General features: G+C 68.4%; 17 protein-coding genes and 2 tRNA genes. 10 read left to right on the forward strand and 9 right to left on the reverse strand.

All coding sequences use genetic code 11. The annotated features are described in order from the left end of the window. Nucleotides 1–222: 222 nt before the first annotated feature. The 3 genes from AC3A3X_RS03515 to AC3A3X_RS03525 are packed head-to-tail and all read right to left on the reverse strand — an operon-like array spanning nucleotide 223 to nucleotide 2,725. Complete coding sequence (locus AC3A3X_RS03515; protein ID WP_487581670.1) at nucleotides 223–900, reverse strand: HAD family hydrolase; 678 nt, start codon at nucleotides 898–900, stop codon at nucleotides 223–225. Continuing rightward, on the reverse strand, nucleotides 897–1,604 hold the full coding sequence (locus tag AC3A3X_RS03520; protein ID WP_487581671.1) for a pseudouridine synthase: 708 nt from the start codon (nucleotides 1,602–1,604) through the stop codon (nucleotides 897–899). Before AC3A3X_RS03520 ends, AC3A3X_RS03515 begins: the two co-directional genes overlap by 4 nt. After that, the gene (locus AC3A3X_RS03525) at nucleotides 1,601–2,725 is read right to left on the reverse strand and encodes a class I SAM-dependent methyltransferase (RefSeq protein ID WP_487581672.1); all 1,125 of its coding nucleotides are present in this window, start codon (nucleotides 2,723–2,725) and stop codon (nucleotides 1,601–1,603) included. The genes AC3A3X_RS03520 and AC3A3X_RS03525 overlap by 4 nt, the downstream gene beginning before the upstream one ends. 145 nt (nucleotides 2,726–2,870) lie before the next feature. Here AC3A3X_RS03525 and AC3A3X_RS03530 point away from each other — a divergent pair, with 145 nt between their 5' ends. After that, complete coding sequence (locus AC3A3X_RS03530; RefSeq protein WP_487581673.1) at nucleotides 2,871–3,131, forward strand: hypothetical protein; 261 nt, start codon at nucleotides 2,871–2,873, stop codon at nucleotides 3,129–3,131. A 25-nt stretch (nucleotides 3,132–3,156) separates the two neighbouring features. Here the strand turns inward: AC3A3X_RS03530 and AC3A3X_RS03535 are convergent, their stop codons facing one another. Continuing rightward, nucleotides 3,157–5,655: an ABC transporter permease gene (locus tag AC3A3X_RS03535; protein WP_487581674.1), complete on the reverse strand. Its 2,499-nt coding sequence runs from the start codon at nucleotides 5,653–5,655 to the stop codon at nucleotides 3,157–3,159. Next, the gene (locus AC3A3X_RS03540) at nucleotides 5,652–6,365 is read right to left on the reverse strand and encodes an ABC transporter ATP-binding protein (RefSeq protein WP_487581675.1); all 714 of its coding nucleotides are present in this window, start codon (nucleotides 6,363–6,365) and stop codon (nucleotides 5,652–5,654) included. The genes AC3A3X_RS03535 and AC3A3X_RS03540 overlap by 4 nt, the downstream gene beginning before the upstream one ends. A 145-nt stretch (nucleotides 6,366–6,510) precedes the next feature. Here AC3A3X_RS03540 and AC3A3X_RS03545 point away from each other — a divergent pair, with 145 nt between their 5' ends. From AC3A3X_RS03545 to AC3A3X_RS03565, 5 genes are all read left to right on the forward strand, one after another. Then, nucleotides 6,511–7,131, forward strand: a complete 621-nt coding sequence (locus AC3A3X_RS03545) for an arylesterase (protein ID WP_487581676.1) — start codon at nucleotides 6,511–6,513, stop codon at nucleotides 7,129–7,131. Nucleotides 7,132–7,855: 724 nt separating this feature from the next. Further along, nucleotides 7,856–7,926 (forward strand) — tRNA-Trp (locus AC3A3X_RS03550). Between the two features lie 2 nt (nucleotides 7,927–7,928). Then, nucleotides 7,929–7,994: transfer RNA gene (locus AC3A3X_RS03555), tRNA-Pro, on the forward strand. A 334-nt stretch (nucleotides 7,995–8,328) separates the two neighbouring features. Then, on the forward strand, nucleotides 8,329–9,453 hold the full coding sequence (locus tag AC3A3X_RS03560) for a slipin family protein (protein ID WP_487581677.1): 1,125 nt from the start codon (nucleotides 8,329–8,331) through the stop codon (nucleotides 9,451–9,453). 66 nt (nucleotides 9,454–9,519) lie between these two features. Further along, entirely contained in the window at nucleotides 9,520–10,743 is a 1,224-nt protein-coding gene (locus tag AC3A3X_RS03565; RefSeq protein ID WP_487581678.1) for an RtcB family protein, read from the forward strand. Between the two features lie 122 nt (nucleotides 10,744–10,865). Here the strand turns inward: AC3A3X_RS03565 and AC3A3X_RS03570 are convergent, their stop codons facing one another. From AC3A3X_RS03570 to AC3A3X_RS03580, 3 genes are all read right to left on the reverse strand, one after another. Next, nucleotides 10,866–12,155, reverse strand: a complete 1,290-nt coding sequence (locus AC3A3X_RS03570) for an aminopeptidase (RefSeq protein ID WP_487581679.1) — start codon at nucleotides 12,153–12,155, stop codon at nucleotides 10,866–10,868. A gap of 104 nt (nucleotides 12,156–12,259) precedes the next feature. Then, complete coding sequence (locus AC3A3X_RS03575) at nucleotides 12,260–12,748, reverse strand: LptE family protein (RefSeq protein ID WP_487581680.1); 489 nt, start codon at nucleotides 12,746–12,748, stop codon at nucleotides 12,260–12,262. After that, complete coding sequence (locus AC3A3X_RS03580) at nucleotides 12,745–13,314, reverse strand: RNA polymerase sigma factor (protein WP_245156839.1); 570 nt, start codon at nucleotides 13,312–13,314, stop codon at nucleotides 12,745–12,747. The genes AC3A3X_RS03575 and AC3A3X_RS03580 overlap by 4 nt, the downstream gene beginning before the upstream one ends. 152 nt (nucleotides 13,315–13,466) lie before the next feature. Between AC3A3X_RS03580 and AC3A3X_RS03585 the strand changes: the two genes are divergently transcribed. Next, nucleotides 13,467–13,793, forward strand: coding sequence for a DUF6249 domain-containing protein (locus AC3A3X_RS03585; protein WP_487581681.1), 327 nt, complete (start codon nucleotides 13,467–13,469; stop codon nucleotides 13,791–13,793). Between the two features lie 153 nt (nucleotides 13,794–13,946). On the opposite strand, the gene AC3A3X_RS03590 is transcribed toward AC3A3X_RS03585, so the two are convergent. Continuing rightward, on the reverse strand, nucleotides 13,947–15,626 hold the full coding sequence (locus AC3A3X_RS03590; protein WP_487581682.1) for a M28 family metallopeptidase: 1,680 nt from the start codon (nucleotides 15,624–15,626) through the stop codon (nucleotides 13,947–13,949). A 409-nt stretch (nucleotides 15,627–16,035) separates the two neighbouring features. Between AC3A3X_RS03590 and AC3A3X_RS03595 the strand changes: the two genes are divergently transcribed. The 3 genes from AC3A3X_RS03595 to AC3A3X_RS03605 all read left to right on the forward strand — a co-directional run bounded on the left by AC3A3X_RS03595 (nucleotide 16,036) and on the right by AC3A3X_RS03605 (nucleotide 18,541). After that, entirely contained in the window at nucleotides 16,036–17,307 is a 1,272-nt protein-coding gene (locus AC3A3X_RS03595) for a CynX/NimT family MFS transporter (protein ID WP_487581683.1), read from the forward strand. A gap of 69 nt (nucleotides 17,308–17,376) precedes the next feature. Continuing rightward, nucleotides 17,377–18,144, forward strand: coding sequence for a HipA family kinase (locus AC3A3X_RS03600; protein ID WP_487581815.1), 768 nt, complete (start codon nucleotides 17,377–17,379; stop codon nucleotides 18,142–18,144). Continuing rightward, the gene (locus AC3A3X_RS03605; protein WP_487581684.1) at nucleotides 18,131–18,541 is read left to right on the forward strand and encodes a DUF3037 domain-containing protein; all 411 of its coding nucleotides are present in this window, start codon (nucleotides 18,131–18,133) and stop codon (nucleotides 18,539–18,541) included. The genes AC3A3X_RS03600 and AC3A3X_RS03605 overlap by 14 nt, the downstream gene beginning before the upstream one ends. Nucleotides 18,542–18,547 lie beyond the last annotated feature (6 nt).

Genomic DNA, 18,547 nt, shown 5'->3' on the forward strand with positions numbered 1-18,547 from the left:
GCTCGCGGAGGTGCGGAGGCAAAGTCAAAATGGGTCCCGGCTTTCGCCGGGACGACGGTGATGGAGCTGAAGGCGTGCGGGCCTGGGTCCCGGCTTTCGCCGGGACGACGGTGAGGGAGCTGAAGGTGTGCGGGCCCGGGTCCCGGCGTTCGCCGGGACGACGGTGATGGGGCTGAAGGTGTGCGGGCCTGGGTCCCGGCGTTCGCCGGGACGACGTGATGGTCAGCGCAATGCCGGCTCGATCAGCGTGCGCGCATGCATCAGCGAATCGACAATGCGATGCCCGAGCGCGCGCGCCGTCGCATCCGGCACCACCAGGTCGGGCACCTGGATCGGCGTCATCCCCGCGGCCAGCGCGGCGCGCACGCCCGGCACCGAGTCTTCCAGCACTACGCAATGCTCCGGCGCGACGCCCAGTCGCTCCGCCGCCAGCAGGTAGATGTCCGGCGCCGGTTTGGAGTGGACCACGTCGCTGCCGGTGACGACCGTGACGAAGTGCGGCAGCAGGCCGCACAGTTCCAGCTTCTGCATTGCGCGCTCGCGTCGGGTCGAGGTGACCACGGCACGCGGGATGCCACGCATCGCCAGCAGCTCCAGCAGTTCGAGCAAGCCGGGCTTGAGCGGCAAACCTGCTTCGACATGGGCGTCGTAGCGCGTGCGGCATCCCTGCAGCAAGGCCTGCAGCTGGTCTTCGTCCAGGCGCGTGCGCAGCAGCTCGTGGCAGGCGCGGTCGGACTGGCCGACGAACGACAGCCACAGCGAGTCTTCGAATTGCAGTCCCAGTTCGTCCGCGGTCTCGCGCCAGCACTGCAGCAGGGCGCGCTCGCTCTCGATCATCAGTCCGTCCATGTCGAACAGGACCGCGACCGGGATGAACTGCACCGGCGTCAGCAGGCTCATGCCGCCGTTCCAAAAAGACGGGCGACGTCACCGTCATCGAGCAGGCGCCACTGCCCGGCCGGCAACCCGTCCAGTGCGAGTCCGCCGATGCGGCTGCGATGCAGCGCTTCGACGTGGTTGCCGGTCGCGGCGAACATGCGCCGCACCTGGTGGTAGCGCCCTTCGGTCAGGGTCAGCGCGGCATGGCGCGGGTCGGTGACCTGCAGCTGCGCCGGCGCCAGCGGCGTGTCTTCGGATTCGAGCACGAGCGTGCCGCTGGCGAACAACGCACCTTCGTCACCGCGCAGGTCCTGCGCCAGCGTGGTCTCGTACACCTTCGCCAGCCTGGCCTTGGGCGACACGATCCGGTGCAGCAGCGCACCGTCGTCGGTCATCAGCAGCATTCCCGAAGTGTCGCGGTCGAGCCGGCCGACGCTCGACAGGATCGGCGAGCGCAGGCGGAACCGCGGCGGCAGCAGGTCGTAGATGACGCGACCTGGATCCTTGGTCGAACAGGTGTAGCCGATCGGCTTGTGCAGCATCAGGGTCAGGTCGGCAGGCGGATCCAGCGGCTCGCCGTCGATGCGGATGGCGTCGTGGCCGACCTTGTCGTCGGCGTAGAGCACCTCGCCCGCCGGATCGGTGATGCGCCCTTCGCGGAACATTGCGCTGACGTCCTTGCGGCTGCCGTATCCAAGATTGGCAATCAGCTTGACCAGCTTCATTTCCAGTTCCTTTCCCGGGTCTTGCTCCTGCTCCTGGCCTTGCCGGCAGCAGCCACGGGCGCGGCCGGCGCCGCGTGCGGCGTGGCCACTGCGGCGATCACCTTGAAACCGTCGCGCTGCGCCACCGTGCGCACATCACCGAAGTGCACGGCGAGCATCTCCTCGTAGGGAAGATGGCGATTGGCGACGAGCCACAGCTGGCCACGCGGGCGCAACGCCTGTGCCGCCGCCGAGATGAAGGCGCGACCGATGTCGGGGCGGTCGGCGCGACCCTGCGCGTGGAATGGCGGATTGCTGACGATCACGTCGTACTGCTTGTCGAGGCCGCGGGTGACGTCATGCCAATGGAATCCCAGCGCGGCGCGCGATGCCGCCGACGCGAGATTGGCGCGGGCCAGCTCGAGCCCCCGCCCCTCGGCTTCATACAGGTCGACCGCGCTGATGCCAGGGCAGCGCGCCAGCAGTTCGCTGGCGAGGTAGCCGTAGCCGGCGCCCAGGTCGGCGGCCTCGCCCGACAGGGTCACCGGCAGTTGCTCGACCAGCAGGCGCGAGGCCGGATCGATGCGGTCCCAGGCGAACAGGCCGGGACGGCTGAGGAAGCGGCCGTCGGCGATCGCGCGCGGCGCGTCTGCCTGCAGCCATTGCCGCGCCAGCTCCGGATCGGCCGGGCCGTCCAGCGGCGCCGTCCAGAACACGCGGCATTTGTGCTTGGAGAGGGTTCCAACCGGGCCGGCGATGCGCGCAAGGTCGGTTTCTCCCGATTTTGCACCTTCGTTGTTGCCCAGGCAGGCCACCACGCGACCGCCGGGGGCGCATTGCGCCACGGCGCGCGCGAACAACGCCCGCGCCTCGTCCCGCTGCCGTGGCGGCAGCACCAGCACGAGCGCATAGCGGCCCTCGTCGCTGGCCCCGACCAAGGTGAGCCCGGAGCGCTCGAGTGCCTCGGCCTCGGGCTTGAAGCTCTGCTCGCAGACCAGGCCGGGCAGCGGGCGCTGGTGCAGCGGCCAGCCGTCACGTGCGCGCAGGAACAGCGCGCCGCCGGTGGCCGGCCAGGTCAGTACGCCGTCCACGAACGGGAGCAGCAGCGCTTGCAGGGCCGCGTCGTCGCCTTCAGCGCGCATGTCGGGCACCCATGTGAGTTTTTGCAAATGTCATGTCGCAATTCTACGCGGCCGCGCACCGAGCTACGGCCATCACACCCGAGCTTCATGCCGAATCAACGCCTTGCGCGGCACCATGGCTGCAGATTCAGGCAAGGAGAATGAGATGCGCGCGCTCTTCGTTGGCGGGCTGGTCGACAACAGCGAGCTGGATCTGGACGGCGCCGAGCCGCCCCTGCATTACCCCGAGAACACCGGCGCGGGGCAACCGCGCTACCGGCTGCACCAGATCGGCATGCGTGACGGCGAGATCGCCTACGCGGTGTACGGGGCCCCCGATCTTCCCACCGACGAGGTCGATCGCGTTGCCAGCGAACGTGGCTATCCGCGTCGGTTCGGCGCCAAGGCGCAACCGGTGTTCCAGTAGGCATGCTCCAGTAAGCGAGCGCCACTCAGTCCTGCAACTCCCGCAGTGTCACCGACGGCGGCGCGTCGAGCACGCGCCGTGTCGCGAACATGCCCGCCAGCAAGGCCGCCAGCACGCCCGCGGCGGCGGCGGCCGCGGCCAGGCGCCAGTCGGTCTTCCACGGCAGGTCGAACACGCGCGTGGCGATCACGCCGGCGAGCACCGATGCGGCGATCGCGGCTGTCAGGCCTGACAGCAACCCGATCGCGGCGAACTCCGACGCCTGCGCCAGGCGCAGCTGGCGGCGACTGCCACCGATGGCGCGCATCACGCCGCCTTCCAGCAAACGCTCGTCCTGGCTGGCGCTGACCGCGGCCATCAGCACCAGCAGGCCTGCGGCCAGCGAGAACACGAACACCACCTCGACCACCGTCGACACCTGGTCGGCGGTGCTGCGCACCTGCTTGAGCACGGCATCGATGTCGATCACCGACAGGTTCGGGAAACGCCCGACCAGATCGGCGGTGAAGCGCGTGCGCGCCGGCGGCACGCTCACGGCGGTGATGTGGCTGGCCGGGAATCCATCGAGCGAACCGGGCGAGGCGACGACGAAGAAGTTCGGCCGGAAGCTTTCCCAGTCGACGCTGCGCAGGCTGGTGATCGTCCCTTCGAACGGTTGTCCGGCGATGTCGAAGGCGATGCGGTCGCCGATCTTCCAGCCCAATCTCTCTGCGAAGTCCTCCTCGACCGACACTTCCGGCTTGGCCGGCTTGCGCTGGCCCCAGAAGGTGCCGGAGGTGATGCGGTTGTCCTCGCGCAGGTGATCGGTGACCGAGAGGTTGAACTCGCGCTCGGCCAGGCGCTGCGCGCGTTCGCCCTGCGCCTCGTAGTCGGCGCCGGTGACGGCCTTGCCGTTGTGCGAGACGAGGCGGCCGCGGATCATCGGGTACAGCGCAGGTTCGGCGATACCCTGCCGGGCGATGAAGGCGCGCACATCGGCGACCTGGTCGTCCTGGACGTTGATGATGAAACGATTGGGCGCATCGGCCGACAGCGCCACCTGCCAGCGGTCGAGCAGATCGGTGCGGACGAAGGTCAGCAGCAGCAGGGCCATCAACCCCAGTCCCAGCGCCGACACCTGGGCGATACTGGCGCCGGCACGCCGGCTGACATTGGCCAACCCGTAACGCAGGCTTCCACGCAGGCGCGAGCGCACGCGGCGAACGACCAGGATCATCAACCACGCCAGCAGCGCGAGCACGACCAGCGTCGCCGCGATGCCGAGCAGCATCGACAGCCCCAGCGCTGCAGAACCTGCCTTCCACCACAGCAATGCGGCGAGGCCGGCGAATCCGGCAATGGTCACCAGCCACGCACTCGGCTCGGTCGGGTCGAGGTCGCGCCGCAGCACGCGCAATGCCGGCACCCGGCGCAGCGCCAGCACCGGCGGTGCACCGAAGGCGAGCAGCACGATCAGGCCGACACCGTAGCCCTGCAACGCCGGCAGCAGGCCCGCGGGCGGAATCGACAGCTTCAGCGCCTGCTCGAGCCAGCCACCGATCAGCCATTGCAGACCGAAGGCGAGCAGCACGCCGACCGTGCTGGCGATCAGGCCCAGCATCACCAGCTCGCCGACCTGGATCACGACCAGCGTGCGCTGGCTGGCGCCCAGGCAACGCATCACCGCGGTGCCGGACAGGTGACGCTCGCTATGCCGCCGCGCCGCCATCGCCACCGCGACCGCCGCCAGCACCACCGATACCAGCGCGGCCAGGCCGAGGAAGCGACCGGCGCGATCGAGCGCGGAACGAATCTCCGGGCGCGCATCGGCGATGGTCTCCAGGCGCTGGCCGCGACCGAGTGCCGGGCGCGCGCGCGCGACGAAACGCTCGACCGCCGCGGCAGGACCGGCGATGACAAGCCGGTAGCGGATGCGGCTGCCTTCCTGCACCAAACCGGTCGACGGCACGTCAGCCAGATTGAGGAACACCTTGGGCGCGACGTTGAAGTAATCCAGCGCGGCGTCGGGCTCCTGCATCACCAGCGCAGCCAGCCTGAATTGCGCATCGCCAATGGCGATCTCGTCGCCGAGGCGGGCACCGAGCGTGTCGGCGCCGGCTCGGCTCATCCAGATGGTGCCCTTGGCGGGCACCGCGCCGGCATCGCGTTCGACGCCACTGGCGTCGGCGATGCGGAAGCTGCCACGCAGGGGAAAGCCCTCTCCGAGACCGCGCAGGTCGCCGAGCTGCAGACGCTCGCCGACGCGGATCATCGTCTGCAGCTCCTGCGTCTGGGTCTGCTGCAGCTGCGGGTCGTTGGCCGCCTCGCGCACGACGCCGGTGATCGGCGTGTCGGCGCGCACCACGGCGTCGCCGCCGAGCAGCCGGTTGGCTTCGATGGCCAACGCGCGTTCTGCGCGGTCGGTGACGAAGCCCACCGCGGTCACCGCCAGCACCGCCAGCACGAGCGCGGCGATCAGGATGCGGACATCGCCGGCGGCGAGGTCGCGGCGCAGTTGCCGCCAGGCCAGCCCGATCTGTCTCATGACGCCACCAGGCGGCCGCTGTCGAGGCGCAGCATGCGGCTGCAGCGCGAGGCCAGGTGTTCGTCGTGGGTCACCAGCACCAGCGTGGTGCCGGCATCGGCATTGAGCTCGAACAGCAGCTCGATGATCGCCTGGCCGGTATGGGTATCGAGGTTGCCGGTGGGCTCGTCGGCGAACAGCAGGCCGGGACGGGTCACGAACGCGCGCGCCAGTGCGACGCGCTGCTGCTCGCCGCCGGACAGCTGTCGCGGGTAGTGTCCCAGGCGCTGGGCCAGGCCGACCTTTTCCAGGATCGTGCGCGCGGCCGACTCGACTTCGCGATCGCCGCGCAGCTCCAGCGGCAGCATCACGTTCTCGATCGCGGTCAGCGACGGCAGCAGCTGGAAGTTCTGGAAGACGAAGCCGACCTTCTCGCCGCGCACGCGCGCACGGCCGTCCTCGTCGAGCGTCGACAGCACTTCACCGTCCAGCGCCACGCGGCCCGTGCTGGGGGTATCGAGCCCGGCGAGCAGCGACAACAACGTGCTCTTGCCCGAACCGGAGGCGCCCACGATCGCCACCGTGTCGCCCCGCGCGATCTCGAAGCCGACGTCCTCGAGGATGACGAGCTCGCCCGAGGGCAGCATCACGCGCTTGCCCAGGCCTTCGACCTGAAGCGTGGCCGAAGTCGTGGCCGGTGGCGTGGCGCGCAGTTCCATTGAATCGGCCATGATCGTCTCTATGCTTGAAGGGGAAATCACTTTTTCAGCCGGAGCCCGGGTCACGATGTTCACCAAGTCATTCGCTGCCATGAACGAAGGATATGCGGCATCGCGGCGGCGCGTTCAATGTGCCATCGGATGGGGTGTCGCCCTCATGCTGGCGCTCGCCCTCGCAACGCCAGCATTGGCACAGTCGACCGCGCGCGCCACGCCCGCGGCGGCACCGGCGCGCACGGTGCTGGTCATGGGCGATTCACTCTCGGCCGGCTATGGCCTGGCCGCATCGCAGGGTTGGGTGGCGCTGACCGCCGACCGCGTCGCCAAGGATCGACCGGGCTGGCGCGTCGTCAATGCCAGCATCAGCGGCGAGACCACGGCAGGCGGTGCGGCCCGCATCGGCAGCGAGATCAAACGCACCAGGCCGGCGGTGGTGGTGATCGAGCTGGGCGCCAATGACGGCCTGCGCGGCCTGCCGCTTGCGCAGTCGCGCGCGAACCTTGAGCGCATGGTGCGAGCATCGAAGGACGCCGGTGCCAAGGTGCTGCTGATCGGCATGCGCATGCCGCCAAACCTCGGTCGCGAGTACACGCAGGGTTTCGCCGACAACTACAGTTCGCTGGCGAAGCAGTACGACGTGTCGCTGCTGCCGTTCCTGCTGGAACCGATCGCACTGGACCGCAATGCGTTCCAGGCCGACAACCTGCATCCGGTGGCGAGCGCACAGCCGAAGCTTCGCGATCATGTGTGGACGCAGCTGGGGCCGTTGTTGAAGTAGGCCCGTCTTCACGGCGCAGGTACGGACCAGGCCCGCGGTGCTTCACTACCCTCACCGTCATCCCGGCGTTCGCCGGGATGACGGTGATTGGGTGATGACGCCGCTCGCGGCATGACCGCTCGTCTTCCCCGACCAGCGGTATTGCATTCATTCAATCACCGGCGTAACGTGCGCGCCCTTCGCTCCCTGCGAGCGTTCTTCCGATCATCGCCTCGTCATGAAATCCAATTTCGACATTGCAAAGCGTCACGCGCTGCGGCCATACGGCCACGGCCTGTGCGCGCTCGCGCTGTCGCCGCGAATTGGCGACGAAACCGGTCCCATCGACTGACCTCCTGACACATGGGAGATCGGTCACCCCGATCTCCCGAGGCAAGCGAACGCCCTCGGGTTCCAGCACCCGGGGGCGTTTTTTTTGCCGTTCGCAAAGTGGTTCAAGCGAAAGGAGACACGGTTAACGCGGTGCATCGCGTCCCGAAGCATCCGGACATGCTGGTCCGAGGAAGGGAACACTGCTCAGGCGCAACAGCGCTGTGCCGGGATGCTTCGGCACGGGTGGTGGGGATGCATTGCCAATGAATTGGCGCCTGGCGACAGGCGGCAATGCGAAGCGTCGACGAATGGATTTCCAGCGGTACGGGTTCGCGGCTTGAAGGTCGCACCCGTCCGGTGCGCGCGGCTGTGCCGTGGCGTATGCCGGGAACCAGGAGACGGCGCTTCGAGCGGACGGTAGCTCAGAGGGAGAGTAGCGGCGCCATGCCGTTGGCCACCGGTTCGATTCCGGTTCGTCCACCACTGGATAGCTCAGATGGGTAGAGCATCAGCTTAGGGAGCTGAGAGTCGCGGGTTCGAATCCCGCTCCAAAACGACCTGTTACGTCGTTCACACCGGGCGCAAGCCCAACCAGGAAACGCCCCGTGCGGTGTTCCGCCAGGCGTCGCGCCACGTGCGCGGCGTGCAACGAACGCCGCAGCGGTGGTGTCGCCGGGCCCACGTCCTCGAGACGGGCCAGTCGCCGGTCACACCGTGCAGCGTGCTGCATGCGCGACCTGCGACCACCCCGTGGACAGCGCGCGGGCTTCGCGGCATCGGCGTCAAGGGGCGCTTCCAACTTGTTCCATGACGCCGCGAGAACCGATCCATCGCGCGTGCCATCAAAGCGGATCGGACCACCAGAGCCAACAAGGAGAGACACCCATGTTCTGGACCAAGAGGGTCGTGATCGGAGACGGCGAGCGCGGCCTGGTGTATCGCAACCGTCAGTTTGAAGGCGTGCTCACGCCGGGCGTGTACCGCTGGTTCGACCCGTTAGCGCGGGTCGAGGTCAACGTGCACAACATCGCCCGCAGCGAGTACGGCGGCAATGACACCGACGTGCTGGTCGCAGCGCTCGGCGACAGGCTGTCGGCGCACTTCGTCCTGGCCAACCTCGGCATGAACGAGGTCGGCCTGGTGCTGAAGAACGGCAAGCTCGAGGACGTGCTCGCACCGGGCAGCCGCAAGCTGTACTGGAAGGGCCTGGTCGCGATCGAAGTGCAGGCAGTGTCGATCGACGAAAGCCTGCAGGTCGATGCCGGCGTCGCCAGGCGCCTGCGTCAGCTCGGCTCGCTCGAGCGCGTCGCGGTGTCGCTGGTCGTGCCGGAAGAGTCGGCCGGCCTGGTGTTCGTCGACGGCCGTCTGCAGCGCACGCTGGGCGCCGGTGCCTACGCCTTCTGGAACTTCCAGAAGAACGTCGGCGTCGAGACCATCGAGCTGCGCGTGCAGTCGCTGGAAGTGTCGGGCCAGGAGTTGCTGACCCGCGACAAGGTCAGCCTGCGCGTGAACCTCGCCGCCAGCGTCCGCGTCACCGATCCGGTGGCCGCGCGTACCAAGGTGGCCAAGTACGGCGACTACGTGTACCGCGAGCTGCAGTACGGCCTGCGCAAGGCGATTTCGGCCAAGACGCTGGACGAACTGCTCGGCGACAAGGCCTCGCTCGACGCCGACATCTTCGGCTACGTGCGCGGCCAGGTCGGCGAGCTCGGTGTCGAGGTGCTCGGTGTCGGCGTCAAGGACGTGATCCTGCCGGGCGAGATGAAGGACATCCTCAACTCGGTCGTGCAGGCGGAAAAGTCGGCCCAGGCCAACGTGATCCGTCGTCGCGAGGAGGCGAACGCCACGCGTTCCCTGCTCAACACCGCGCGCCTGATCGAGGAGAGCCCGGTGCTGATGCGCCTGAAGGAGCTCGAAGCGCTGGAGAAGGTGACCGAGAAGGTCGACAAGCTGACGGTGTTCGGTGGCCTGGATGGCGTGCTGAAGCAGTTGGTCAGCATCAAGCAGTAAGCTCCATGCGGGCGGAAGGATCCGCCCGCATGGATCCCGGAAAGTCTGGATACACAGGAAGGAACCATGAACACGCAACACGATTACGAACTGCTGCACGCGCCCGGATCGGCCACGCCGATCAAGGGCTGGGTGCGAGGCGTGCCGGTCGAGGACCAGGCGCGCCAGCAACTGCGCAACATCGCCACCCTGCCCTTCGTCGGGCCGTGGGTCGCGGTGATGCCCGACGTCCACCTGGGCATCGGCGCCACCGTCGGCTCGGTCGTGCCCACGCGCGGCGCCATCATCCCGGCCGCGGTCGGCGTCGACATCGGCTGCGGCATGGCCGCGGTGCGGACCACGCTGCGCGCCGACGACCTGCCCGACGATCTTGCCCAGCTGCGCAGCTCGATCGAACGCGGCGTCCCGGTCGGCAACGGTCCCGGTGGCGAGCACCGCCGCCTGCCCGACAGCATCGAGAGCAAGCTGGTGCAGTCGCAGCTGATGGCGCGGCTGGCGCGGATCCGCGAGCGTCATCCGAAGATCCGTCCCGACAAGGTCGAGCGCCAGACCGGCACGCTCGGCGGCGGCAACCACTTCATCGAGATCTGCCTGGACGAGTCCGATCGGGTGTGGGTGATGCTGCACTCCGGCTCGCGCGGCACCGGCAACCTGGTCGGCACGTACTTCATCGAGCTGGCACGCCGCCAGCTGGAGAAGCGCGTGCTGGGCTTCCACTTGCCAGACCGCGACCTGGCGTTCTTCCTCGAGGGCGAGCCGCTGTTCGACGACTACGTCGAGGCGGTGTCGTGGGCGCAGGACTACGCCCGCGCCAACCGCGAGGCGATGATGGCGCGGGTGCTGCACGAGATGCGCCATCGCCTGCCGAAGTTCCAGCTCGATGCGCAGGCGGTCAACTGCCACCACAACTACGTGCAGCGCGAGCAGCACCACGGCGAGTCGCTATTGGTGACCCGCAAGGGTGCGGTCAGCGCGCGCGAGGGCGAGCTGGGGATCATTCCCGGCAGCATGGGCGCGCGCAGCTTCATTGTCCGCGGCAAGGGCAATGCCGACAGCTTCCACAGCTGCAGCCACGGCGCCGGTCGCGTCATGAGCCGTACCGCGGCGCGTGCGCAGATCACCCTCAAGCAGCACCGCGAGGCGACCGCGCACGTGGAGTGCCGCAAGGACGCGGGCGTGATCGACGAGTCGCCGGCCGCCTACAAGGACATCGAGGCGGTGATGGCGGCGCAGGGAGCGCTGGTGGAGGTGGTGCACACGTTGCGGCAGGTGGTGTGCGTGAAGGGGTAAAGGCTCCCTCCCCTGCGAATGCAGGGGAGGGTTGGGGAGGGGTGACGTTGCTGCTCGCAACTCGGCCTTCGGCCTCGCCCCCTCCCAACCTCCCCCCGCAAGCAGGGAGAGGGGCAGAATCATCAGAGCTTCAGCACGCCCTTCTCGACGATGGGCTTGCCATCCAGCGTGACCGTGCTGCCGGGCAGGAAGGCGATGACGCCGTACGGCACCGAGTTGTCGCCGCCGGCCCAGGTGTTGCTGCCCGTGCCCACCGTGACCGCACCGGCCGGCACCCACGTGCCGATCGTGCTGTTGGCGGGCAGCGTGACGTTCGGGTTGATGCCGAAGTCGACGAAGGCGAACTGGTCCTTGCGCGGATCTTCGACCGCGTCGTACTCGGCCTTGAAACCGGCATAGCCCGGGCCGTCGCCGGTCATCGAGGTGATCTTGCCGCCCTCGACGGTCAGGGTCAGGTTGTCGATGGGCTTGCCGCGGAAGTAGGTGCGGGTGTGCACGACCTTGCCCGCCGCCGTGCCCGGCACCGGCGTGGTGTACACCTCGCCCGCCGGCAGGAACGCCGCCAACGACGGGCCGCCCGCCTTCTGGTCGTCAGGCGAAATGATGCCGTCGCTGACCAGGACTCGGCGATTTTTCACCTGCATCGTCAGGTCGGTGCCATTGGGATTGGTGATGTGGATTTCGTTGCCGGCCGCTATCGCCGCCTTGATCTGCTCGCCGCGGGTCTGCAGCTGCGCATAGTCGATGTTGAGCCCCTTCCAGAACGCGTCAGCCAATTGCGCTTCGGTCATGCCGTAGCGTTCGGCGCGCCATGGTGTCGGATAGAGGTTGTTGCCCACTTCCACTATCCGCACGCCTTCGTTGAGGAAGGCCTGGCTGACCGCCTCGTCGGCCTTGCCGCGGGCCGCCATCCGCTTGGGATCGGCGCCTTCGAACAGGTTCTCGCTGGTGCCGTTGTTGAGGCCGATGGCGACATCGGCGATGTCGGCCAACTCCAGGCCGAGCTTGTCGGTCTGCGCGTCGAACTTGTCCGACACGTCGAAGAACAACCGCCGCGACATGCGGTCGCTGCCATAGGTCACCAGCGGGAAGGCACCCAACTTGCGCACCTGCACGGCGATGTTCTCGATCAGTTCGGCATCCTGCGAGCGGCCGCTGATGAGCACGACTTCGCCTTCCTTGACCGCGGCCGATTGCGTGACGAGGCGCTCGGCGAGCTGTTCGAGCTCGGTCGCCGAAGGCTTGGGCACGGCCGCCGCCGCAGCGGCGGGTGCCGCGGCGTCTCCAGCGGGAGCGGAGGCTGCCGGGGCGGCCGGCGCATTGGCCGCCTCCTCCGGGGGCTGCTTCTGGCAGGCCGCAAGCGCGGTGCAGACAGCGACCGCGAGCGCGGCCGTGACGAGGAAACGGTTCATGGCGAGCCTCGCATTCCCGGGTGAAGGCCGGGCTGGGAGAGCCAACGCCAACCGCCGGGTTCAACGGTCACCGTACGTCGGCCACCGTCTGTCGGCAACGGCCGTCAGGCAGGGTGTCCATGGTCGTGGTGCAGCAGACGCCCACCCCATTTCTGCCAAGCGAGCGACAGCCCCAGGCAGCCCAGCAGCAGGCCCGCCCAGCCGGTCGCCTGCGGCGACGGCTGCGGCCACAGGGCGACGAAGGCCGATACCCAGCCTGCCCCGTAGATCGCAACGGCACCGACGGCCACCACCGCCAGGACCGCGATGAGGATCCGCAGCAGCCAGCCCTCGACGCGCTCGCCCAGCGTCTGCGCGGCCTCGACACGACGCAATATCTGCTCGGCCAGGTCGAAGGGCACCGGCTCCATCGCCGGGGCACGCAGCGCGCGGGCGATCAGGCGGTACTCGCCGACGCGTGGGTCGGCCGGATCGAGCGGCACGCCGCGGCGCTCCTGCTCCATGGCGCGCTCCTGTGCCTGCCACTCGCGCTCCAGGCGCTGGGCGTCGGCTGGCTGCTTGCCGGGGGAGGTGCGGTCGTCGGGTGTGTTCATGCGATGGCTCCCATCCGGGCCTGCAGGCGCTCACGCAGGCGCGCCCGGCTCCGGAACAGATGGCTCTTGATCGTGCCTTCGGCGAGACCGGTGATGCGGGCGATCTCGACGATGGGTACTTCATCCAGGTGATACAGCGTCAGCAAGGTCCGCTGCAAGGGCGGCAGCGCCTCGATTTCCTCGTGCAGGCCGGCGGCGATCTCGGCGTCGGCGCAGGCGCCCTCCAGGTCGAAGCCGTCGCTGACCTGGTCCAGCAGCGACAGGCCGTCCTCATCGTCGCCGCTGTCGGCGATGGCGATGCGGCGCTTCTCCAGGTGGCGCTTGGCCACCGAATAGGCGACCTGGCCGATCCACGACTTCAGCGCGCTCTCGCCGCGGTACTGGTGCAGGCACTGGTGCACGCGCAGGAACGCCTCCTGACACAGCTCGCGGGTGTCCTCGGGCTGGCGGACCATGCGCTGGATGATGTGCCAGCACAGACCCTGGTACTCGCGCACGAGCCGTTCGAACGCGCCGGGCACGTTGCCCAGCACGTCCTCGACCAGCTTGCGGTCGTCCGGTGTCACAGCGATCCATCCGTCATGGCTATGTGGATACGCGCAGGGCCGGGATGGTTGCAATCGACTACGCGCGGGCCGGTGCAACCGGTCCTGGCCTGGCCGTATCTGATGGCCTGAACCCGGAGCATTTCCCGGACCACCGAGCCAAGAGAGCCGCCATGAACTTCGAGCTGCTGATCCCGATCACCCTGTTCATCTGCATCACCTACGCCATCAAGGTCGTGGTCGACGCCCGCACCCGCGCCAAGCTGATCGCCGGCAACGGCTCGGAAGAGCTGATCCGCTCGCTGGTGCAGGCCGAAGCGCAGCAGCGCCGCCACGCCTCGCTGCGCTGGGGCATCCTGTTCGTCGCCCTGGGCCTGGGCTTTGCCCTGATCGAAGCCTTCGGCTGGCGCGAGATCACCCCCGGCGTGGTCGCCGTGCTGCTGGGCATGACCGGCCTGGGCAACCTGCTGTCGTATGCGGCGGCGCGCAAGCTGGGTTGATCGCAACGTCGCCAGGTGCCGTAGGAGCGAGCTTGCTCGCGAGCGGCTGCGGACGGGGTGATCGCGAGCAAGCTCGCTCCTACGGGCTGCCCTCACCCTGGCCCTCTCCCGCAAGCGGGAGAGGGGACAAGGCGCTTGCTTACTTGCGCTTGCTTACTTGCGGTCGTTTGCGGTCGCGTCACGCGCCGCGCGGAACTCCGATGCGGAATCCCAGTTCGGCCAGCGGTCCGAGTCGGCGAGGTCGTGGCCGACCGTGTACAGCAGTTGCAGGTCGCGGGCCATGCCGGTGAAGGTCCAGCTCGCTTCCCACTGGTCGGCCGGCTGGTGGTAGCGGTCGGCGACGTAGGCGTCTTCGATCTTCTTGCCAGCTTCCAGGCCACCGTCGACCAGGTCGTTGCCGGAACCGAACGAGATCGCCGGCACGCCGCGCTTGGCGAACGGGAAATGATCGGAGCGGAAGAAGTGGCCGGCTTCCGGCTTCGGATCGGTCACGTAGGCCAGGTTCCACTGCTGGGCCGTGGTCACCAGTTCGTCCAGCAGCTCCTGTTTGGCGCTGCCGGAAGTGGTGAAGTTGCGCGCCGGGCCGTGCGGGTCGAGCGCGTCCATGTTGATCACGGCCACGGTCTTGCCGAGCGGGTACAGCGGCTTGGAGGCGTAGTACTCCGAACCCAGCAGGCCCTTCTCTTCGGCGGTCACGGCCAGGAACACGATCGAGCGGTCCGGCGCCGGTGCCTTGGCGAAGCCGCGCGCGAGTTCGAGCATTGCCGCTATACCGGTGGCGTTGTCGACCGCGCCGTTGTAGATGCGGTCGCCCTTGGCATCGGGCTGGCCGACGCCGAGGTGGTCCCAGTGGCCGCTGTAGATCACCGTCTCGTCCGGACGCTTGGCGCCGTCGATGCGACCAACGATGTTGTGCGAGGTGATGACTTCGCGGTTGACGTCGTACCTGGCCGACAGCGTCGCGCCCTTGAGCTCGACCGGCTTGAAATCTCGCGTGGCGGCCTGTGCCTTGAGCGCGTCGAAGTCCTGGCCGGCGCCCTTGAACAACGCGGCGGCGAAGTCGCGCTGGATCCAGCCTTCCATGGTCGGATGGACCGAGGCCGGGTCGTCGCGGACGACGTCGAACATGGTGTTGGTGTTGGAGTTCTTCACCGTTGCCCAGCCGTAGGAGGCCGGCGCGGTCTCGTGGACGATCAGCAGGCCGAGGGCGCCCTGGCGCGCGGCCTCCTCGTACTTGTAGGTCCAGCGGCCGTAGTAGGTCATGGCCTTGCCGCCGAAATCCCCCTGGCCGCTTTCGAAGTCCGGATCGTTGATCAGGACCACGGCGATCTTGCCCTTGAGGTCGACGCCCTTGAAGTCGTCCCAGTTGCGCTCCGGCGCCTTGACGCCGTAGCCGACGAACACCAGCGGTGCATTGGCGATATCGATGGCGGTGGCGCCGTTCTGCGCGGCGCGCACGGCGATCTGCTCGCCCTGGGTCAGCGCCTGCGCCTTGCCGGCGACGTTCACCGACAGCTGAGGCGTACCTGTGATCTCCGCGCGTGCCAGCGGCACGGCCTGGGTCCATTCGCGCTGGCCGTCCTTGAAGTCGCCACCGGGCTCGAGGCCGGCTGCCTTCATCTGCGCGATCACGTAATCGACGGTCTTGACCTCGCCTTCGGTGGCGGGGCCGCGGCCTTCAAACGCGTCGGAGGACAGCACCTTGACGTCGTTGGACAGACGCTTGGGATCGAAGGTCGGGGCGGTCGGCTTGGCCGCCGACGCGGGCTGGACTGCCAGCGCCAACGTCAGGGTGACCGACAGCGCCAGCAGGGAAACGGCAGGAAACTTCATGGACGCTCAACCAGATGGAGTCCGCCGATCTTAGGCAGGGCGGGCGGTTACGGCCAGCATGACCAACGGCCCGGGCGCTGGGCTGGCGCTTGGGCCTTGCCTCGGCTCCACTCGCCTTCGGCTTCGCACCCCCTCCCAACCTCCCCCTGCCAGCCGGGGGAGGAGCTCAGTGCGCGTGCAACGTTGCCGGATGTGTCGACATGCTTCGCAGCGCCCGTGTCGATGCGGGTCGCGATTACCATGGAACCCAGCGTTGCCCGATCGCGGCTGGTTTCGCCCGCAGGCGGCGCGCACACTTTCATTGCCACGGCTGTCCCTTCGCCGCTGTCCCTTCGCCACTGTCCCTTAGTTCCGGGGGACCTCGCATTCCTCCCCCGCCTGTCGTCGCAGGCACGAACAGGTGCTCCACGTGACTGCTTACTCCGCCGTATTGCCGATCGCGCGCCCGCTGTGGCGCGACCGCACGCTGGTGCTCGCCGGCATCGTGCTGTCGGCGTTCAACCTGCGCACGGCGGTGACCTCGCTGACGCCACTGCTCGACACCCTCGGGCAGACGCTTGGCTTTGGATCTACCATGACCGGCGTGCTCGGCATGGTGCCGACCGCGGCATTCGCGGTGTTCGGCGTGGCAACGCCCGGCATCGCCCACCGCCTCGGCCTGGAGCGCACCGCGCTGCTGGCGATGGTGCTGGCGACGCTGGGCCTGCTCGCGCGCGCCTTCGTCGGCGATACCTGGATGCTGCTGCTGACCTCGGCCGTGGCGCTGTCGGGCATGGGCATGGGCAACGTGGTGCTGCCGCCGCTGGTGAAGCGCTATTTCGCCGACCGCGTCGGCACGGTCAGCACCTTCTACATCACGGTACTGCAGTTGGGCACGATCCTGCCGGCGCTGCTGGCCGTGCCGCTGGCGCAAAGCGTGGGCTGGCGCGCCTCGCTGGGCGGCTGGTCGCTGGTCGCGGCAGCAGCGTCGTTGCCGTGGATCGCGGTGCTGTGGATGGAGCGCTATGGCCATTCGCGCCAGGCACAGGCTCTGGCGCATGCGCACGACTGCGCGGTGAAGGTCGGCGACGAAGCGCCCGAGTTGGCCGAGCCTGCCGCACCGGGCCGGGTGTCGCGCTCGCCGGTGGCATGGGGGCTGGCGCTGATGTTCGGCATGACCTCGCTGATCACCTATTCGATGTTCACCTGGTTGCCGAAGCTGCTGGTCGAGGCCGGCGGTAGCCCGGCACTGGGCGGCAGCATGGTCGCGCTGTTCTCGACGCTCGGACTGATCAGCGCTTTGGTGTTGCCGGCGGTGGCGGTGCGGGTGAGCAATCCCTATCCGATCGTGATCGCGTGCGCCGTCGCCTACGTCGCCGCATTCGCCGGCCTGCTGCTGGCGCCGATGGCGGCGCCGCTGCTGTGGGTCGCGCTGCTGGGCCTGGGACCGAGCACGTTCCCGCTGTCGCTGACGCTGATCAACCTGCGCACGCGTTCGCAGGTCGGCTCGGCCAAGCTGTCGGGTTTCATGCAGGGCGTGGGTTACAGCCTCAGCTGCCTGGGTCCGTTGCTGTTCGGCCTGCTGCACGAGATGACGCACGGCTGGGCGTGGCCATTCGCCTTCCTGCTGGTCTGCCTGGCGGTGCTGCTGACCGGGGGCTGGCTCGCCTGCCGCCCGCGCATGCTCGAAGACACCTGGTAAGGCATCCGACGCCAAGACCTTGGGTTGCAGGTAACCTGTCGCGGCTTTTCATTGGCCGTGCCCATGTCCCTGCGTTCCATCACTGCCGCCCGCTACGTCACGCCGCTGCGCGAAGGCGGGTCGCTGCCTGCCGTCATCGAGGGTGACGACGACGGCCTGTATGTATTGAAGTTCCGCGGTGCCGGGCAAGGGCCCAAGGCGCTGGTCGCCGAGCTCGTCGCCGGCGAGATCGCGCGCGCGCTGGGGCTGCCGATTCCGGAGCTGGTGTTCGTCGATCTCGATCCGGAGCTGGCCCGCACCGAGCCCGATCCCGAGATCCAGCAGCTGATCCGCGACAGCGCCGGACTCAATCTCGCCCTCGATTATCTGCCCGGCTCGATCAACTTCGATCCCGTCGCCGAGCAGGTCGATGGCGCCCTGGCCTCTGAGGTGGTCTGGTTCGATGCCTTCGTCAGCAATGTCGACCGAAGCTTCCGCAATCCCAACCTGCTGATCTGGCACCGCAAGCCGTGGCTGATCGACCACGGCGCGGCGCTGTACTTCCATCACGGCTGGGACGGCTCGCCGAGCCATGCCGGCAGCGCGTTCCCGATGATCCGCGAGCACGTGCTGCTGGCCCGCGCCGACGACATCGCCGGCGCCGACGCGCGGCTGGCCCCGAAGCTGGCGCGCGAGGACTTCGCCGCGATCATGGCGATGGTGCCCGATGCCTGGCTGGTGGGTGCCGACACCCCGGCCGACCCGGCCGAGCACCGAGCTGCCTACGTCGAACACTTCATGCAACGCCTGGCGCAGCGCCAGCGCTTCGTCGAGGAGGCCGTCAATGCACGCGCCTGACCCGCAACGCCACGACACCTACGACTACGCGGTGATCCGCGTGGTCCCGCGCGTGGAGCGCGAGGAGTTCGTCAACGTCGGCATCATCCTGTCGTGCGCCGGCGCGAAGTTCCTGGAAGCGCGCATCGAACTGGACGAAGCACGCCTGCTCGCAATCGATCCGCAGGTGGACCTGGAAACCGTGCGTCGCCACCTGGCCGCGATCGAGGTGATCTGCGCCGGCGGCCCCGGCAGCGGCCCCATCGGCCAGCTGCCGCAGCGCGCGCGCTTCCACTGGCTCACCGCCAAGCGCAGCTCGATCATCCAGACCTCGCCGGTGCACATGGGCCGCTGCCCTGCGGTCGGTTCGGCGATCGACCATCTGATGGCGAAGATGGTGCGGGTGGCCAGGTCCTGAGCACGC

The sequence above is a fragment of the Lysobacter sp. Soil_N_23 genome (assembly GCF_057656135.1).